The organism is Streptomyces sp. NPDC028305 (assembly GCF_055569495.1).
The window spans coordinates 182,420-198,670 of record NZ_JBVHTN010000007.1 but is presented as its reverse complement, the minus strand read 5'-3'; the positions used below and the strand labels follow the sequence as shown (position 1 = coordinate 198,670).

The window sequence follows — 16,251 nt, the reverse complement described above, 5'->3', positions numbered from 1 at the left end:
TCATGGTCGTTCGAGGAGGTACCGGTGTCACCGACGCCCAGTCGCCGGCTGCTCGCCGTCGCGGACGACCTGTCCGGCGCGGCCGAGACGGCCGCCGGGCTTGAATCGCGCACAACGCGCAGTCGGGTGGTGCTTGTTGGGGACTCCGCCGCCCCGCGCCACCCGGGCGAGGCCACCGTGCTCGACCTCGACTCGCGCCATCTGCCCGCCGCCGAGGCGGCCGAGGCGGTCCGCGCCGCGCTGGCCCTGCCGCCCCCGGGCGACCCCCTGGTCCTGAAGAAGATCGACTCGCTGCTGCGGGGGAATGTCGCCGCCGAGGTGGCCGCCCTCGCCGCGGGCGGGGCGGGCGTGGTCGTCGCCCCCGCGCTGCCCGCCGCCGGGCGCGCGGTGCGCGCGGGCGTCGTCCACCTGGGCACCACCCCGCTGCACCACAGCGACGCCTGGCGCGCCGAGCCGGTGCCCCCGCCGCCCTCCGTGGCCGCCGCGCTCGGCCCGGCCCGCACCGCGCTGGTGCCGCTGTCGGCCGTACGGGACTCCCGGCGCACCCTGCTGACCGCGCTGCGGACCGCCCTCGCCGAGGGGCGGGTGGCCGTCTGCGACGCCGAGACCGACGCCGACCTGGACGCGATCGTCGAGGCCGCGCTGGCCGACGGGCCGGGCACCCGCCTGGTCGGCTCCGGCGGCCTGGCCGCCGCCCTCGGCCGCCACCTGGCGGGCGGCACGTCGCCCCAGGACGGCGAGCCGCCCCAGGACGACGTGCCGCCGACCCCGGCTGCGCTGGAGGACCCGCGCCCGCTGCTGGTCGTGGTCGGCACCGCCGAACCCTCGGCCGCCGAACAGATCCGGCGGCTGGCCGCCGACGGCGCCGCCGTCCTGCGGCTGCCCGTCGAGGCCCTGTGCGCGGACGGCCCGGCCGCGCCGATCGCGCCGCCCCCGCTCAGCGCCGACGGGGTCACCGTCCTCACCCCCGCCCCCACGCGGGCCCCGTTCTCACCCCGGCGGCTGGTGCACGGCCTCGCCCGCGCCGTCGCCGCCGCCGTCGCCCGCCATGACGGGTCCGTCGACCTCGTCCTCACCGGCGGGGAGACCGCCCGGCGGGTGCTGGACGCGCTCGGCGTCACCGAGCTCCACCCCGTCGGCCAGGTGCACCACGGCGCCGTACATCTCCGTACCCCCGACGGGCGATCCGTCGTGACCCGCCCGGGCAGCTTCGGCGACGCCGACTCACTGCGGCAGATCGTCCAGGCGCTGCGCCCCCACCCGACTCAACGGAAGGTCCGTCCATGAACGCATCCCCCAACCCCGCCTCCCCCGCCGATGTCCCGCTGCCCCTCATCGCGGTCACCATGGGCGACGGCGCGGGCATCGGACCGGAGGTGGTCGTCCCGGCCCTGCTCGACCAGGACACGCTGGGGCGCTGCCGCCCGGTGGTCATCGGGGACGCGGAGCGGCTGCGCCAGGCCGCCCGGCTGCGGGGCGTCGACTGCCGGATCGTCCCCGTCGACACGCCCCAGGAGGCCGAGTTCACCCCGGGGCGGATCAATGTGATCGACCTGGACCTGCTCCCCGCCGACCTGCCCTGGGGCCAACTGTCCCCGGTGGCCGGGGACGCCGCCTACCAGTACGTACGGGCGGCCGCCGAACTCGCCATGAGCGGCGCGGTCCAGGGCATCTGCACCGCCCCCCTGAACAAGGAGGCCCTGCACGCGGGCGGCCACATCTTCCCCGGACACACCGAACTCCTCGCCCATCTCACCGGCGTCGAGGAGGTGTCGATGATGCTGGCCACCCCGACCGTGAAGGTCATCCACGTCACCACGCACATAGGCCTGATCGACGCGGTCAACCGGATCGAGCCCGGCCTCGTCGAGCGCACCGTGCGCCGCGGCCACGAGGCGATGGTCCGCGCCGGGAACCCGAACCCGGTGATCGGGGTGTGCGGCATCAACCCGCACGCCGGCGAGAACGGGCTGTTCGGCTACGGCGAGGAGGAGGAGAAGATCGTCCCCGCGCTGGAGGTGGTGCGCGCGGACGGCATCGACGCCCGTGGCCCGCTCCCCGCCGACACCGCCTTCTTCCTGGCCGGCCGGGGCGACTACGACCTGATCGTGGCGATGTACCACGACCAGGGCCACGGCCCGGTCAAGGTGCTCGGCCTGGAGGCCGGGGTCAACCTGACCGTCGGACTGCCCGTCATCCGCACCTCCGTCGACCACGGCACCGCCTTCGACATCGCCGGTACCGGCAAGGCGGACGCCGGTAGCATGATCGAGGCCCTGCGGCAGGCGGCCGAGATGTCCTCGGTCCCCGCCCGGTGACCCGAACACCAGAAGAGACGAGCCACGAGTGACGATGCCTGCCCAGGGAGCGCGGGGCCGCCGCGACCAGATCGTCCACCTCGCCACCACCACGGGGTTGGCGAGCGTGGAGGAGCTGTCCCGCGCCTTCGGGGTCACCGCCTCCACCATCCGCCGCGACCTCGCCCAGCTGACCGCCGCCGGCCGGCTGGCGCGCACCTACGGCGGCGCCATGGCCCTGGTGGCACACCCCGAGGCATCGCTGCGCCAGCGCACCGGCGAGGCCTTCGAGGCCAAGCAGGCCATCGCCCGGTGGGCCGCGGGGCAGATCCGTACGGGCGAGACGGTCCTGCTCGACGCGGGCTCCACCGTCGGCGCCCTGGCCCATGAGCTGCGCACGGCCGGGGATCTGACGGTGGCGACGACCGGGCTCACCGCGCTCCAGGAGCTCTCCGACGTGGACGGCGTGCGGGTGGAGTGCCTCGGCGGCACGCTCCGCCCGCTGAGCCAGAGCTTCGTCGGACCGCTCACCGAGGCCGCGCTGGAGCGGATGACCTTCGACCGGGTTTTCCTGGGCGCCGACGGGGTGACGGCCCGCCACGGCCTGTGCGAGGCCGATCTGCGCCAGACCCGCCTCAAGGAGCTGATGGCCCGCCGGGCCGACGCCGTCTATGTGCTGGCCCACTCGTCGAAGATAGGCCGCCGCCCCTTCCACACCTGGGTCCAACTGCCGCCCGGATGGACGCTGGTGACGGACGGCGCGGCCGACGAGGACGAGGTGCGGGCGCTGCGGGCGGCGGGCATCGAGGTCGTGCTCGTCGACACGGCGGCGTAAAGCGCTCGGCGCGCGCGGCCCCACCGGGCGCGCGCGCCGGGGTACGTCCTCGCGGCGGGTCGCGGGGTCAGGTGCGGCCGTGCCAGGAGGCCCAGAGCGCGGCGTACGCGCCGCCGCGCCGCACCAGCTCCTCGTGCGGCCCGAGTTCGGTGATCCGCCCGTCCTCCATCACCGCCACCCGGTCGGCGTCGTGCGCGGTGTGCAGCCGGTGGGCGATCGCGACGACGGTGCGCCCTTCGAGGACGGCCGCGAGCGACCGCTCCGTGTCCCGGGCGGCGCGCGGATCGAGCAGCGAGGTGGCCTCGTCCAGGACCAGGGTGTGCGGATCGGCCAGGATCAGCCGGGCCAGGGAGAGTTGCTGCGCCCGGTCGGGCGGCAGCGCCGCGCCGCCCGCCCCCACCCGGGCGTCGAGCCCCGTGCGCGCGGCCCACTCCCAGGCGCCGACCGCCCGCAGCGCCCGCTCCAGCTCGGCGTCGTCCGCGTCGGGCCGGGCGAAGAGCAGGTTGTCGCGCACCGTGCCGCGGAAGACATAGGTCTCCTGGGTGACCAGGGCGACCTCACCGCGCAGTTCGGCCGGTGAGAGGTCGCTCAGCGGCACTCCCCCGACGGTGACCGCGCCGGTGCGCGGCCGGTGGATCCCGGCGAGCAGCCGGCCGAGGGTGGACTTGCCCGCGCCCGACGGGCCGACGACGGCCAGCCGCTCCCCGCGCTCGATCCTGAGGTCGATGTCGCGCAGCACGTCCCGGCCGTCCCGGTAGGCGTAACTCACCGCGCGCACCTCGAGATCTCGCGAGCGCTTGAGATCGGGGCGGGCCGCGGGGTCCGGCCCGCTCCCGCCGGACCCGCGGCCGACCCCCAGCAGCCGGGCCAGCGAGGCGGCGCCGGTCTGGAGATCGCCCAGCGAGTACAGCAGCATGTCGACCGGTCCGAGCAGCTGCTGGACGTAGAGCGTGGCCGCGGTGACCGACGCCAGCGAGACCAGGCCCTCGACGGCGAACAGCCCGCCGACGACCAGGGTGGCGGCCACCGGCAGGACATACGCGGTGTCGCTGATCGGCAGATAGACGGTGAGCAGCCGCAGCGTGCGGCGCTCGGCGGCGTAGGACCCGGCGATGTCCTGGTCCGTGCGGGCGGTGCGGCGCTCGGCGACGCGCAGCGCCTCGACCGTACGGGCCCCCTCGACGGTCTCGGTGAGGCCCTCGGTGAGCTGTGAGTAGGAGGCGTTCTGGGCCAGGAACGCGTCGCGGGAGCGGCTGAAGAACCAGCGGGAGGCGACCCACAGGACGGGGACGGCGATCAGGCAGGGGAACGCGAGCAGCGGGCCGACCACGACCATCGCCCCGAGGGTGACGAGGATCGTGACCAGCGCGGTGAGCGCGGCCGGGACGGCGCCGCGCACCACGCGCGCGAGCACGTCCACATCGCGCGTGGTCCGGGTGACCAGATCGCCCGAGCCCGCCCGCTCGACGGTGGCGAGCGGCAGCGTCAGCACATCGTCGACGAACCGCTCGCGCAGCCCGGCCAGGACCTTCTCGCCCAGCCTGGCCGAGGCATACCCGGCGGCGTGGGTCAGCGCCGCCTGGGCGACGATGAACGCGCAGATCAGCAGCGCGGTGCGGGGAATGTCGGCGGTGCCGTGCGCGGCGTCCTCGACCAGGCCGCCGAGCAGCCAGGGGCCGACCAGGCCGCAGACGGCGGCCAGGCCGTGCAGCGCCAAGGTGGCGGCCAGCTCACGCGGGTGACGCCGGGCCAGCCGCCGGGCATGGGCGCGGACCTCCTTCGCGGAGGCGACGGGCAGCGCGGCGCTCATGCCACCCCACTCGCGCTCGGTCCTGGCGCGCTCATATCGTTTCCTCCTCGCGGGCGACCACGGCCCGGTAGCGGGGGTCGCCGAGCAGTTCGCCGTGCGTGCCGTGGGCGACGGCCTTGGCGTTCTCCACGTAGACGACGTGATCCGCCCGGTCGAGCAGGATCGGGCTGGTGGTGAACACGACGGTGGTGCGGCCCGCGCGATGGGCGCCGAGCCCGCGGGCGACGCGGGCCTCGGTGTGGGCGTCGACCGCGCTGGTGGGCTCGACCAGGACCAGCACCTCCGGGTCGGCCATGAGCGCCCGTACCAGGCGCAGCCGCTGCTGCTGGCCGCCGGAGAGGTCGCGTCCGGACGCGGCGATCACGGTGTCCGGCCCGTCCGGCAGGGCCTCGACGATGTCGCGCGCCGAGGCGGTGTCCAGCGCCCTCTCCAGCAGTTCGCGGGAGCCCGGACGGGGCCCGGCGGGGTCCAGTTCGGCACTCAGCGGGCCGGCGAAGAGCACATCGTCGTTGGTGGCGACGAGGATGCGCCGCCGCACCTCCGCGAGGGGCAGATCGGCGAGCGGAGTGTCCTGCCAGGTGACGGCGGAGTCGGTGTAGCGGCCGAGCCGGTCGGCGAGGGTGGCGGCGTCGGCCGGGGAGGCGCAGGCCACAGCCGTGAACCGGCCCGGTGCCACGGTCAGCCCCGAGTCGGGGTCGGCCAGGGGGCCGGTGCGAGACCGGGGCCGATCGGTGCCGGAGGCGAGTTCGGGCGCGAGCGCGAGAAAGCGGGTGACGCCGCGGGCGGCGACATGGCCCCGGGTGATCTGCCCGACGGCGTCGGTGAGCCGGCGCAGCGGGTCGACCAGGTAGACGGCGTAGCCGTAGAACGCGACGAACTGCCCGGCGCCGATCCGGCCGGACTCCACGGAACGGGCCCCCAGCCAGACCACGGCGCAGGTCAGCAAGGACGGGAGCAGCACCTTGACGGCGCCGAACAGGGCGTCGACCCGGGCCAGCGCCACCCCCGCGCCGCGCAGCCGCTGGGAGTCGGCGCGATAGCGCCCGGCGAAGACCGCCTCGCCGCCGATGCCGCGCAGCACGCGCAGTCCGCTGACGATGTCGACGGCCCGGCCGGTCAGTTCGGCCTGGTGCTCGCGCAGCCGCTCCTGGCGCCGGTGCAGCGGGCGGATCAGCAGCGCGACCGCCCAGACCATGAGCGGCACACCGGCCAGCACCACGGCGCCGAGCCGCCAGGAGGCGTCCAGCATGATCGCGGCGATGGCGGCGATGGCCACGACCGCGCCGCTGCCGCGGGCGGTGCCGGCCAGCGCCTCGCCGATCCGGTCGATGTCCGCCACTCCGGCGTTGACGATCTCCCCCTTGGCCATGCGCTTGGGCAGGGTGGCGCCGAGCCCGGCGGTCTGTCGGGTGATGAGCTGCATGGTGCGGTACGAGGCGCCGAGCCGGGTGGTGAGGGTGGCGCGGTCCCGCAGGATCCCCGTGACGGCCTGGACCACGCCGAGCAGCAGCACGGCGCCGCCCCACAGCAGCAGCGCCCGGCGGTCCCGGTCGACGATCCCGTCGTCGATGGCGGCCCCGATCGCGGCCGGTACGAACGCCTGGGCCAGCACGCAGAGAATTCCCCACAAAATGCCGAGGAGAATTGAATTGCGGAGATCACGGGCGAGCCATAACAGATAGGATATGGGTGACCGATGGTCTGGGATTCCGGGTTCCGGATCAGGGAAGCGTCGCATGGCACGCCGATGCTAGCGATGCCGTTCCCCGCCCGACGATGGATTTTCCGGCAGGCATGGCCGGGGGCGGGCGGGGCACTCGCGGCGCGATGGATGAGTGGCCGTCGCACGAATTCTGGAGGTCACCGTGACACGGCAGGCCGATCCCCGGCGCCTCTTCCCCGACGACCGCGCCCCCGCGCCGCCGTCGCCCGGCCCCGGCGGGCAGGGACCGGGCCCCGAGCCGGGGCCGGCGCCCGGGCCGCCGCCCGACCCCGTACCCAGCCCGCCGCCGAGCCCGCCACCCCCGGGCCCCACGCCCGGTCCGCCGCCCGGCCCGGCGCCGGACCCGGTCCCGCACCCACCCGGCCCCGACCCGGTCCCGGACCCTTCTCCAGCCCCCGGACCACTGACCCGGCAGGCCCGCGGCCAGGGGGTGTCCGGCGGCCACGCGGCGGAGCCACACCTTGGTTCTGTTCCCCGCCCCTTCCCGGCCCCCGTCGATGTGCGGCTCCGCCGCGTGGGCCCGCCGCAGGCGTCAAGATCCGCCGGACGGGGCCTTAGGGCTTGGGCCGCTTCGGGGTGGCGGTCTTGGCCGCCTTCGCGGCCTGTTTGGCCTGCTGCTTGAAGGCGCGGACCTTGTCCAGCGACTCGGGTCCGGTGATGTCCGCGACCGAGCGGTACGAGCCCTCCTCGCCGTAGAGGCCCGCCGCCTCGCGCCAGCCCTTCGGCCGCACGCCGAACTGCTTGCCGAGCAGCGCCAGGAAGATCTGCGACTTCTGCCTGCCGAAGCCGGGCAGCGCGTTCAGCCGGCCGAGCAGCTCCTCGCCAGTGGCGACGTCCCGCCACAGCGCGGCCGCGTCGCCGTCGTACTGATCGACCAGGTACTGGCACAGCTGCTGCACCCGCCTGGCCATGGACCCCGGATACCGGTGCACCGCGGGCTTGGCCGACAGCACCTCCGCGAACCGCTCCGGGTCGCAGGCGGCGATCTCGTGCGCGTCCAGGTCGTCACCGCCCATGCGCCGCGCGATGGTGTACGGGCCGGAGAAGGCCCACTCCATGGGCACCTGCTGGTCGAGCAGCATGCCGGTCAGCGCGGCCAGCGGGCTGCGCCCGAGCAGTGCGTCGGCCTCGGGCTGCTGGGCGAGGCGAAGGGTGACGTCCATCCCGCCCGGATACCCCTCGCGGCGGGGCCGAACCAGCCTCCCCCGGCCGGCTTCCCCCGCACGGGGGAGGCACGGGGGTCAATTCGGCCGAATTGCGAGGCATTCGGGACCGTGCGAATCTGGTGGCGACCGTGAATTCGATCAACCACAAAGGGGGTATCTCCCGGCGACAGCCGGGGGAGGCCGAGCAAGCGGGACATCAGCGAACCTCATGTGCCGCGGGCTGGATGTGACATCGGACCACGGAGACGAGTGACCATGTCAGCAACCGCGACTCGCCACCGGCGCCATGACGACACTCCCGATACCGACGGTGACTTCGCTCGCCTTTCCCGATTGCGGCCGGGACCGGAGCGCGACGCCCTGCGAGAGGCGATCATCTGCGCCTGGCTGCCCGTGGCAAAACGCCTGGCGCTGCGTTTCCGCAATAAGGGCGAGAATATGGAAGACCTCACCCAGGTCGCCTCGCTCGCCCTGGTGAAGGCGGTCGACCGCTACGACCCCGACCTCGGTCACGCATTTCCCTCGTATGCGATCCCCGTCATCACCGGCGAACTCAAGCGGCACTTCCGCGACTATCTGTGGACGCTGCACGTCCCCCGCAATATCCAGGAGGTCCGCTCCCGCACCCGCTCGGCGCGCGACGCGCTGGAACAGGAACTCGGCGGCCGCGCCCCCACCATCACCGAGATATCCACCCGCACCGGCATGCCCAAGGAAGATGTGAAAGCGGGCCTGGAGGCCAGCGCCTCGTGCACCCCGCTCTCCCTCAACGCCGCCGTCCAGGGTGCCGAGGAGCGGCTGCTCGCCGAGACGGTGGGCGCGGACGACGCGGCGATCGAGCGCGTCGTCAACCGGGAGGCGCTCCGGGCGCTGATCACCCACCTCTCGGAGCAGGACCGTTACGTCCTGTATCTGCGGTTCTTCGTCGGCCTCTCGCAGAGCCAGATCGGCGAGATCCTCGGCTTCTCGCAGATGCACATCTCCCGCAGGCTCTCCCGGCTGTACAGCGAATTGAGGCAGGGCCTGCTGGCCCATGCCTGAGCCGCGCAGGAGGAGGTGGCCGATGGCCCCGGAGCCCGAGGACGAGACGGCCCGCATCGCCGCGGACGGCGCGATGCTCGTGGGCGACCTGGTGGTGCCCGAGGGGTCCGGCGGCATGGTGGCCTTCGCCCACGGCAGCGGCAGCTCCCGGCACAGCCCGCGCAATCGCGCGGTGGCCGAGGTGCTTCAGCGGGCGGGCCTGGGGACGCTGCTGTTCGACCTGCTCACCCTGGACGAGGAGCGGGTGGACGCGATCACCGCCGAGCACCGCTTCGACATCCCCCTGCTGGGCCGGCGCCTGGTGGCGGCGGTGGACTGGCTCGGCGGGCACCCGAAGACCGCCGCGCTGCCGGTCGGGCTGTTCGGCGCCAGCACGGGCGCGGCGGCGGCGCTGGTGGCCGCGGCGGAGCGGCCGGAGCGGGTGCGGGCCGTGGTGTCCCGGGGCGGCCGGCCCGATCTGGCGGGCGGCGCGCTCTCCCGGGTCCGCGCCCCGGTGCTGCTGGTGGTGGGCGGCGAGGACCGTGAGGTGCTGCGGCTCAACGAGCAGGCGGCGGCCATGCTCGCGGCGCCGCACTCCCTGCATGTGGTGCCCGGTGCGACCCATCTGTTCGAGGAGCCCGGGACGCTGGACCAGGCGGCCGCGGCGGCCCGCGACTGGTTCCTGGACATGACCGCCGCCCCCGCCGGAGGCCCGGGCGGCTCCCGGCGGTCCCCCCGGCGGCCCTGAGCGCACCCGAGGGCACACGCGTTACGCCCCCGGGTCGCACGGGGGAGCACGGCCGGGGCGCTCGGGGGGCACGGAGGGGGCGCCGAGGGGCGCTGAGTGTGCGTCAGCCGCCCAGCACCTCGCCGAGGTCGTAGCGCACCGGCTCCTCCAGCTGGCTGTATGTGCAGCCGTGCGGCTCGCGGTCGGGCCGCCAGCGGCGGAACCGGGCCGTGTGGCGGAAGCGGTCGCCCTGCATATGGTCGTACGCCACCTCGCACACCCGCTCCGGCCGCAGCGGCACCCACGACAGGTCCTTGACGCCGGTCCAGCGGCTGGGCGCGCCGGGCATCCGGCCGCGCGTCTGCGCCTCCTCGCCGGCCCAGTCGGCCCAGGGGTGCCCGCCCAAGGAGTCCATCCGCAGCGGCTCCAGCTCGGCCATGAGCTCCTGGCGCCGCCGCATGGAGAAGGCGCCGCACACGCCGACGTGCTGGAGCCGGCCCGAGGCGTCGTACAGGCCCAGCAGCAGCGAGCCGACGACCGGGCCGGACTTGTGCGGCCGCATGCCCGCCACCACGCAGTCCGCGGTCCGCTCGTGCTTGACCTTGACCATGACCCGCTCCCCCGGCCGGTAGCCGAGGTCGGGGCGCTTGGCGATGACGCCGTCCAGGCCCGCCCCCTCGAACTGCTGGAACCACCGCTCCGCGACCTCGATGTCATCGGTCCAGGGCGCGGTGTGGACCGGGTCGGCGGCGGCGCTCAGCGCCTCGGTCAGCGCGTCCCGCCGCTGCCGCAGGGGCGTGTCCATCAGGGACTCGTCGCCCAGCGCCAGCAGGTCGAAGGCGACGAAGCTCGCCGGGGTCACCTCGGCGAGGTGGCGCACCCGCGACGCGGCGGGGTGGATGCGTTCCAGGAGCGCGTCGAAGTCCAGACGGCCCCCGCGGGCGATCACGATCTCGCCGTCGAGGACGCAGCGCGGCGGCAGATTCGCGCGCAGGGCGTCGACCAGCTCCGGAAAGTAGCGCGTCAGCGGCTTGCCCGAGCGGCTGACCAGCTCGACCTCGTCCCCGTCGCGGAACACGATGGCCCGGAAGCCGTCCCATTTCGCCTCGTACCGCATGCCCGGCGGGATGGCGGCCGCGGACTTGGCCAGCATCGGCTCCACGGGCGGCATGACCGGAAGGTCCATGCCCCGATTGTCTGTCCCTCGCGGGCCGCGCGCCCGCCGGGAGGTGGCCGGGGGCGCGCGGGCCTAGGACCTGTCGTCAAAGGGGGCGTCCTGCTCCCGACGCCTGGCACGGCGCCTCGCTGCGTTGTCGCATCGTCCAAGTACGCCCAGTACGAGGACGATGCTCCGCCTTGCGATCCACCGCGCCAGACGCCGCTCGCGGCCGGTCGCCCCCTTTGACGACAGGCCCTAGCGTGGGGTCATGGGAGAGACGGCGGAGCTCACGGTCGGCGAGCGCACGGTACGGCTGACCAACCCCGGCAAGGTCTATTTTCCGCGGCGGGGCTTCACCAAGCTGGACGTCGCCCGCTACTACCTGGCGGTGGGCGACGGCATCCTGCGGGCGCTGCGGGACCGGCCGACGATGCTGGAGCGCTACCCGGACGGCGTAGAGGGCGAGTCGTTCTTCCAGAAGCGGGCGCCGAAGAACCTGCCCGAGTGGATTCCGACCGGGCGGATCTCCTTCCCCAGCGGGCGCCACGCGGACGAGATCTGCCCCACCGAGGCCGGGGCCGTGGTGTGGGCGGCGAATCTGGGGTGTCTGACCTTCCACCCGTGGCCGGTGCGGCGTCAGGACACCGACCACCCCGACGAGCTGCGGATCGATCTGGACCCGCAGCCGGGCACCGGTTACGAGGACGCGGTGTGGGCGGCCGGGGAGCTGCGGCCGGTGCTGGAGGGGCTGGGGCTGCGGGGGTGGCCGAAGACGTCCGGCGGCCGCGGGCTGCATGTGTTCGTGCCCATCGAGCCGGTGTGGACGTTCACCCAGGTGCGCCGGGCCGCGATCGCCATCGCCCGCGAACTGGAGCGGCGCGCGCCACGGCGGATCACCACGGCGTGGTGGAAGGAGGAGCGCGGCGAGAAGGTGTTCGTGGACTACAACCAGACGGCCCGCGACCGGACCATCGCCAGCGCCTATTCCGTACGCCCCCGGGCGGATGCCCCGGTCTCGGCGCCGCTGCGCTGGGAGGAGGTGCCGGACGCCCGGCCGGAGGACTTCGACCTGGCCACCATGCCGGTGCGGTTCCGGGAACTGGGCGATGTGCACGCCGACATGGAAGGGCAGCCCTGTCGGCTGGAGGCCGCGCTGGAGCTGGCCGAGCGGGACGAGCGGGAGCACGGCCTGGGCGATCTGCCGTATCCGCCCGAGCATCCGAAGGTGAAGGGCGAGCCGAAGCGGGTGCAGCCGAGCCGCGCCAAGAAGTGACGCACCGAGAAGTGAGGGGTGTGGCCGGACGGCCACACCCCTCACAGCTTCGGAATCAGCTCTTGGGGGAGGTGAACTCGGCGGTGCCCAGGGTGGCGAACCAGCCGCGGATCCGGTTCTGGTCGTGCGTCGCGGCGAGCGACAGCAGGAGCAGCAGCCGGGCCTTCTGCGGGGTGAGGTCCGCGGCGCCGATGACGCCGTCGGTGTTTGTGTCGTAGACGGCGCCGGAGCCGGTGCGGGTCGTGGCGGCGAAGAGCACGCCGTTCTTGACGGCTTCCTTGCGCGCCGCGGACATCTGCGGGGAGATGCCGCCCGCGCCGGTGCCCGCGGTCACCACCCCGTCCGCCCCGGCGTCGGCGAAGGCCTTGACCGCCTCGCCGCCGGCGTCCTGGTAGCTGTAGGCGATCTCGACCTTGGGCAGGCCCTTCTCGGCGATCTTGTCCAGGTCGAAGGGGGTCTGCCAGGACTTCCTGCCGCACTGCTGGACGCGCGCGGGCGCGCGGTTGAGCCGGATGTTGTCCTGGTCGACGACGCCGAGTTCGCCGCTGGCTCCGCTGGTGAACGTGTCCATCCGCAGCGCGTCCGTCTTGCGGACCTCACGGGCGGCCTGGATCTGGTCGTTGAGCATCAGGACGGTGCCGTAGCAGGTGGTCTTGGAGCTGGCGGCCAGGTGGATGGCGTTGTAGAGGTTGGCGGGCGCGTCGGTGCCGATCACCGTCCAGGGGCGCATCGAGCCGGTGAGGACGACCGGCTTGTCGCTGCGGACGGTCAGGTCGAGCCAGTACGCGAACTCCTCCATGGTGTCGGTGCCGGTGGTGACCACGACCCCGTCGTTCGTCTTCAGCGCCTTGTCGACCGCGGCCGTGAGTCTGCGGTAGTCGGCGATCGAGTAGCCGCTGGAGCCCTTGTTGCCGAACTGCTCGGTGGAGACGTCGGCGACCGTGTCCACCTCCGGCTTGAGGTCGTCGACCAGCTTGGACACCGGCAGCTTCCCGGACTCGTAGTCCTGGAAGGACACCCGGCTCTTGCTGACGCCGGAGATGGTGCCGCCGGTGCCGATGACGGCGACCTTCGGCAGGGGCTTCTTGTCGGGCTCCGCTCCGGCGACCGAGGCGGTCGTGCCGAGGGCGAGGGAGATGAGGGTGAGCAGCACGGTGGAGCGGCGGGTGAGCTTGCGCATCGGTGGGATGGTCTCCTCGGCCGGGGGTGATGTGAACCAGGCGGACGGAAACTTTCCGCATACATGTTTCCCGGGCGTTCGGTGATCGTGAACTGGGGATTGCCGTCCGCGCCAGGAGTTCCTACCCTCCTGGGGCCGGGGCGCGAAGCCGGGCCAGGAGCAGCGCCACATCGTCGTCGGGCGCCCCGTGCAGGGCGGCCAGCACCTGGTCGCAGGTGCGCTCCAGCGGGCCCTGTTGACGGCTCAGCAGCTCCAGCAGGGTGCGCAGACCCACGTCGATGGACTGGTGGCGCTTCTCGACCAGACCGTCGGTGAACAGGGCCAGCAGGGTGCCCGGCGACAGTTCGCACTCGGCCGGGGCGAAGGGCACGCCGCCCACGCCCAGCGGTGCGCCGCTGGGCATCTCGAGGAGTTCGGCCTGTCCTCCCGGGGGCACCAGCACCGGTGGCAGATGGCCGGCGGTGGACATCCGGCACCGGCCGCTGCGCGTGTCGCAGACCGCGTACAGACAGGTGGCGATGGAGTCGCCCAGGGTGGTGGTGATGTCGTCGAGGTGGCGCAGCAGTTCGGCGGGGGCCAGGTCGAGCTGGGCGAAGGCCCGGGTGGCGGTGCGCAGTTGGCCCATGATCGCGGCGGCGTGGATGCCCTTGCCCATCACGTCCCCGACCACCAGGGCCACCTTGCCGTCCTTGAGCGCCAGCACGTCGAACCAGTCGCCGCCGGCCGCGCTGACCGCGGGCAGATATCGCGAGGCGATCTCCAGGCCGTCCAGGTCGCGCGGCTGCTGGGACAGCAGGCTGCGCTGGAGGGTGAGCGCGGCGTCGCGCTCCCGGGCGTACAGCCGGGCGTTGTCGATGCACAGCGCGGCGCGGGTGGCCAGTTCGCAGGCGAGGGTGAGGTCCTGCTCGTCGAAGGGGCGGTCGTTGATCGTGCGGTGCAGGCTGAGGGTGCCGAGCACGCTGCCGCGGGCGATCAGCGGGGCCGCGAGATAGGAGTGGACGCCCTCCTTGCGCAGCACGGCGGTGGCCGCCTCGTCCCGCGCGATGCGGCGCAGGTCCTCGTCGGTCACCTGGGGCACGAAGATCGGCTGGGCCTCGCGGACACAGCGGGTGATCATGCGGCTCGGGTCGTACCGGGCGATCTCGCCGACCGGGTCCGCGGCGTGCACGGCGTCGGTGGGGTAGCCCGCCGCCACGGCCAGCGCCCGGAAGCGGGCCGAGCCGTCCGTGCCCACCCGGGCCATGGGCTCGCGGTGCACCACGGCGTCCAGCACATCCACGGCGGCGAGGTCGGCCAGCCGGGGCACGGTCACATCGGCCAGCTCCTGGGCGGTCTGCCGCAGGTCCAAGGTGGTGCCGATGCGCACCCCGGCCTCGGCGATGAGGCCCAGCCGCTCGCGGGCCTCGGAGATCTCGCTGGTCGCCCGGTGGCGTCTGGACACATCGATCACCGAGATCGCGACGCCCAGGACGCGCCCGCTGGGGTCCTCCAGCCGGTAGTACGACTCCGACCAGGCGTGGTCGTGGTCCGGGTCGGCCGGGGTGCGGCCGACGGTCTGCTGGTCGAGCAGCGGCCGCCCGGTCTCCATGACGTGCAGCATCGCGGCCTCGATGGCCCGGGTGTCCATGTGGGGCAACATCTCCGCGAGGCGCCGGCCGCGCACCCGCTCCTGCGACAGGCCGTTCATCTTCCGCAGGGCCGGGTTGGCCAGGGCCCACCGCAGGTCCGTGTCGAACACGGCGAGGCCCACGGGCGACTGCTCGACCAGGAAGCCGGAGACGGCCAGGTCGGTCTCCAGCTGCCGTACGGTGCCCTCGTCGGCGGCGAGCCCCAGGGCGTAGGCGTCGCCGCGGGAGTCCCGCAGGCCCATGGTGCGGAACTCCACCCGCAGGGCGCCGCCGTCCTTGTGACGGACCGGGAAGACCCCCGCCCACATCTTGCCCGCGCGCACCTGGGCGAACAGCTCCGCCGCGGACCGCCGGTTCTCGCGGTCGACCAGCAGCCGGGCGGCGTTGCGCCCCAGGGCCTCGGCGGCGCGGTAGCCCAGCAGCCGCTCGGCCTCCGGGCTCCACAGGGCGATGCGGCCGTCGCTGTCCAGCACCACCGCGGCGACCCGCAGCAGATCGAGGAGACCTCCCGGGGCGGCGGCCAGGTCGGCCGGGGCCACCGCCTCGCCGTCCCCTCGCGGGCGGTCTTGCGCAGTCATCCCGGCACCTCATTCCCGCTGCCCGTACGCAGGGGCGGGCCGACGTGGCACCAACGGTCGGCCGGGCGGGCCTCCGGAGTGCCCTTCTTCTGTCATACCTCTCCGGGCGCGGGCCCGCACACCCAGGTCACGCGGCGGGCGTTCAGGGGGTGACGGGCCGCGGCCGGGCGGACAGCGCGCGCAGCACGGTCTCGGTGGTGCGCTCCAGATAGTCGGCGTCGGGCCGCACGCCACGGACGGACACATGCCAGTGGACCAGCGCGGCGAGCAGGTCGAGCGCCGTCTCGCGGTCCGTGTCCGGGGGCAGCTCGCCGCGCCGCACCGCCCGGTCCAGGACCACGACGGCGCGCGAGCGGCGCGGCTCGCCGACGCTCCTGGCCAGCGCCTCGGCCAGCGCGGGGTCGCGGTGCGCCTCGGCGATCAGGTCCGGGAAGATCCGCGAGAACCGCGGATGGGTGAGCCAGTCGGCCACCGAGCGCAGCAGGGCCAGCACATCGTCGCGCAGCGAGCCGGTGTCGGGGGCCTCCAGGCGCTCGACGCTCAGCTCGGAGACGACCGCGATGATCATGTGCTGCTTGGAGGGCCAGCGGCGGTACAGGGCGCTCTTGCCGACCCCGGCCCGTTTGGCCACGGCCTCCATCGAGAGCCGCCCGTAGCCGTGTTCGGCGAGTTCGTCGAGCACGGCCTCGCCGATGGCCGCGGTCTTGTCGGCGCGCAGGGCGGCGGCGCCGCTCGGGGCGCGTCGGGTCGGCTCAGGCATACGGGCGAGGGTAACAGATGGACGGAACGGTCCCGTCCCGTTTACGCTCGGGAAGACGACGGAACGGTACCGTTCCGTCCGACCCTTCCATCATT

General features: G+C 74.0%; 13 protein-coding genes. 6 read left to right on the top strand and 7 right to left on the bottom strand.

From position 1 onward, the window contains the following. Positions 1-24 precede the first annotated feature (24 nt). From ACZ4WQ_RS30665 to ACZ4WQ_RS30655, 3 genes are read left to right on the top strand one after another with little or no spacing between them, the layout of a single operon-like run. On the top strand, positions 25-1,287 hold the full coding sequence (locus ACZ4WQ_RS30665; RefSeq protein WP_361189187.1) for a four-carbon acid sugar kinase family protein: 1,263 nt from the start codon (positions 25-27) through the stop codon (positions 1,285-1,287). Beyond that, the gene (gene pdxA / locus ACZ4WQ_RS30660) at positions 1,284-2,318 is read left to right on the top strand and encodes a 4-hydroxythreonine-4-phosphate dehydrogenase PdxA (RefSeq protein ID WP_398373242.1); all 1,035 of its coding nucleotides are present in this window, start codon (positions 1,284-1,286) and stop codon (positions 2,316-2,318) included. The genes ACZ4WQ_RS30665 and pdxA overlap by 4 nt, the downstream gene beginning before the upstream one ends. 34 nt (positions 2,319-2,352) lie before the next feature. Then, entirely contained in the window at positions 2,353-3,132 is a 780-nt protein-coding gene (locus tag ACZ4WQ_RS30655) for a DeoR/GlpR family DNA-binding transcription regulator (protein ID WP_311730629.1), read from the top strand. Between the two features lie 67 nt (positions 3,133-3,199). Here ACZ4WQ_RS30655 and ACZ4WQ_RS30650 read toward each other — a convergent pair whose 3' ends face one another. The 3 genes from ACZ4WQ_RS30650 to ACZ4WQ_RS30640 form a co-directional block, all read right to left on the bottom strand. Then, positions 3,200-4,942: an ABC transporter ATP-binding protein gene (locus tag ACZ4WQ_RS30650; protein ID WP_398373240.1), complete on the bottom strand. Its 1,743-nt coding sequence runs from the start codon at positions 4,940-4,942 to the stop codon at positions 3,200-3,202. Positions 4,943-4,973: 31 nt separating this feature from the next. Continuing rightward, positions 4,974-6,680 carry an ABC transporter ATP-binding protein gene (locus ACZ4WQ_RS30645; protein ID WP_398373238.1) on the bottom strand — a complete coding sequence of 569 codons (1,707 nt, stop codon included), beginning with the start codon at positions 6,678-6,680 and terminating at the stop codon, positions 4,974-4,976. 539 nt (positions 6,681-7,219) lie between these two features. Next, positions 7,220-7,828, bottom strand: coding sequence for an HhH-GPD-type base excision DNA repair protein (locus ACZ4WQ_RS30640; RefSeq protein WP_311730626.1), 609 nt, complete (start codon positions 7,826-7,828; stop codon positions 7,220-7,222). A 258-nt stretch (positions 7,829-8,086) separates the two neighbouring features. Between ACZ4WQ_RS30640 and ACZ4WQ_RS30635 the strand changes: the two genes are divergently transcribed. Together ACZ4WQ_RS30635 and ACZ4WQ_RS30630 are read left to right on the top strand one after the other, a co-directional pair. Then, positions 8,087-8,872 (top strand): SigB/SigF/SigG family RNA polymerase sigma factor, encoded by a 786-nt coding sequence (locus tag ACZ4WQ_RS30635; protein WP_385336617.1) that lies wholly within the window; start codon positions 8,087-8,089, stop codon positions 8,870-8,872. A 22-nt stretch (positions 8,873-8,894) separates the two neighbouring features. Continuing rightward, positions 8,895-9,599 carry a dienelactone hydrolase family protein gene (locus ACZ4WQ_RS30630; protein WP_311730623.1) on the top strand — a complete coding sequence of 235 codons (705 nt, stop codon included), beginning with the start codon at positions 8,895-8,897 and terminating at the stop codon, positions 9,597-9,599. 103 nt (positions 9,600-9,702) lie between these two features. On the opposite strand, the gene ACZ4WQ_RS30625 is transcribed toward ACZ4WQ_RS30630, so the two are convergent. After that, a complete protein-coding gene (locus tag ACZ4WQ_RS30625) occupies positions 9,703-10,764 on the bottom strand; it encodes an ATP-dependent DNA ligase (protein ID WP_398373235.1) in 1,062 nt (353 codons plus the stop codon). A 241-nt stretch (positions 10,765-11,005) separates the two neighbouring features. Here ACZ4WQ_RS30625 and ligD point away from each other — a divergent pair, with 241 nt between their 5' ends. Then, on the top strand, positions 11,006-12,010 hold the full coding sequence (gene ligD, locus ACZ4WQ_RS30620) for a non-homologous end-joining DNA ligase (RefSeq protein WP_385336610.1): 1,005 nt from the start codon (positions 11,006-11,008) through the stop codon (positions 12,008-12,010). A gap of 55 nt (positions 12,011-12,065) precedes the next feature. On the opposite strand, the gene ACZ4WQ_RS30615 is transcribed toward ligD, so the two are convergent. The 3 genes from ACZ4WQ_RS30615 to ACZ4WQ_RS30605 all read right to left on the bottom strand — a co-directional run bounded on the left by ACZ4WQ_RS30615 (position 12,066) and on the right by ACZ4WQ_RS30605 (position 16,156). Continuing rightward, entirely contained in the window at positions 12,066-13,190 is a 1,125-nt protein-coding gene (locus tag ACZ4WQ_RS30615; RefSeq protein WP_311730620.1) for an asparaginase, read from the bottom strand. Between the two features lie 121 nt (positions 13,191-13,311). Then, positions 13,312-15,396, bottom strand: coding sequence for a SpoIIE family protein phosphatase (locus ACZ4WQ_RS30610; RefSeq protein ID WP_398373232.1), 2,085 nt, complete (start codon positions 15,394-15,396; stop codon positions 13,312-13,314). 142 nt (positions 15,397-15,538) lie between these two features. After that, positions 15,539-16,156 (bottom strand): TetR/AcrR family transcriptional regulator, encoded by a 618-nt coding sequence (locus ACZ4WQ_RS30605; protein WP_385336603.1) that lies wholly within the window; start codon positions 16,154-16,156, stop codon positions 15,539-15,541. Positions 16,157-16,251: the final 95 nt, after the last annotated feature.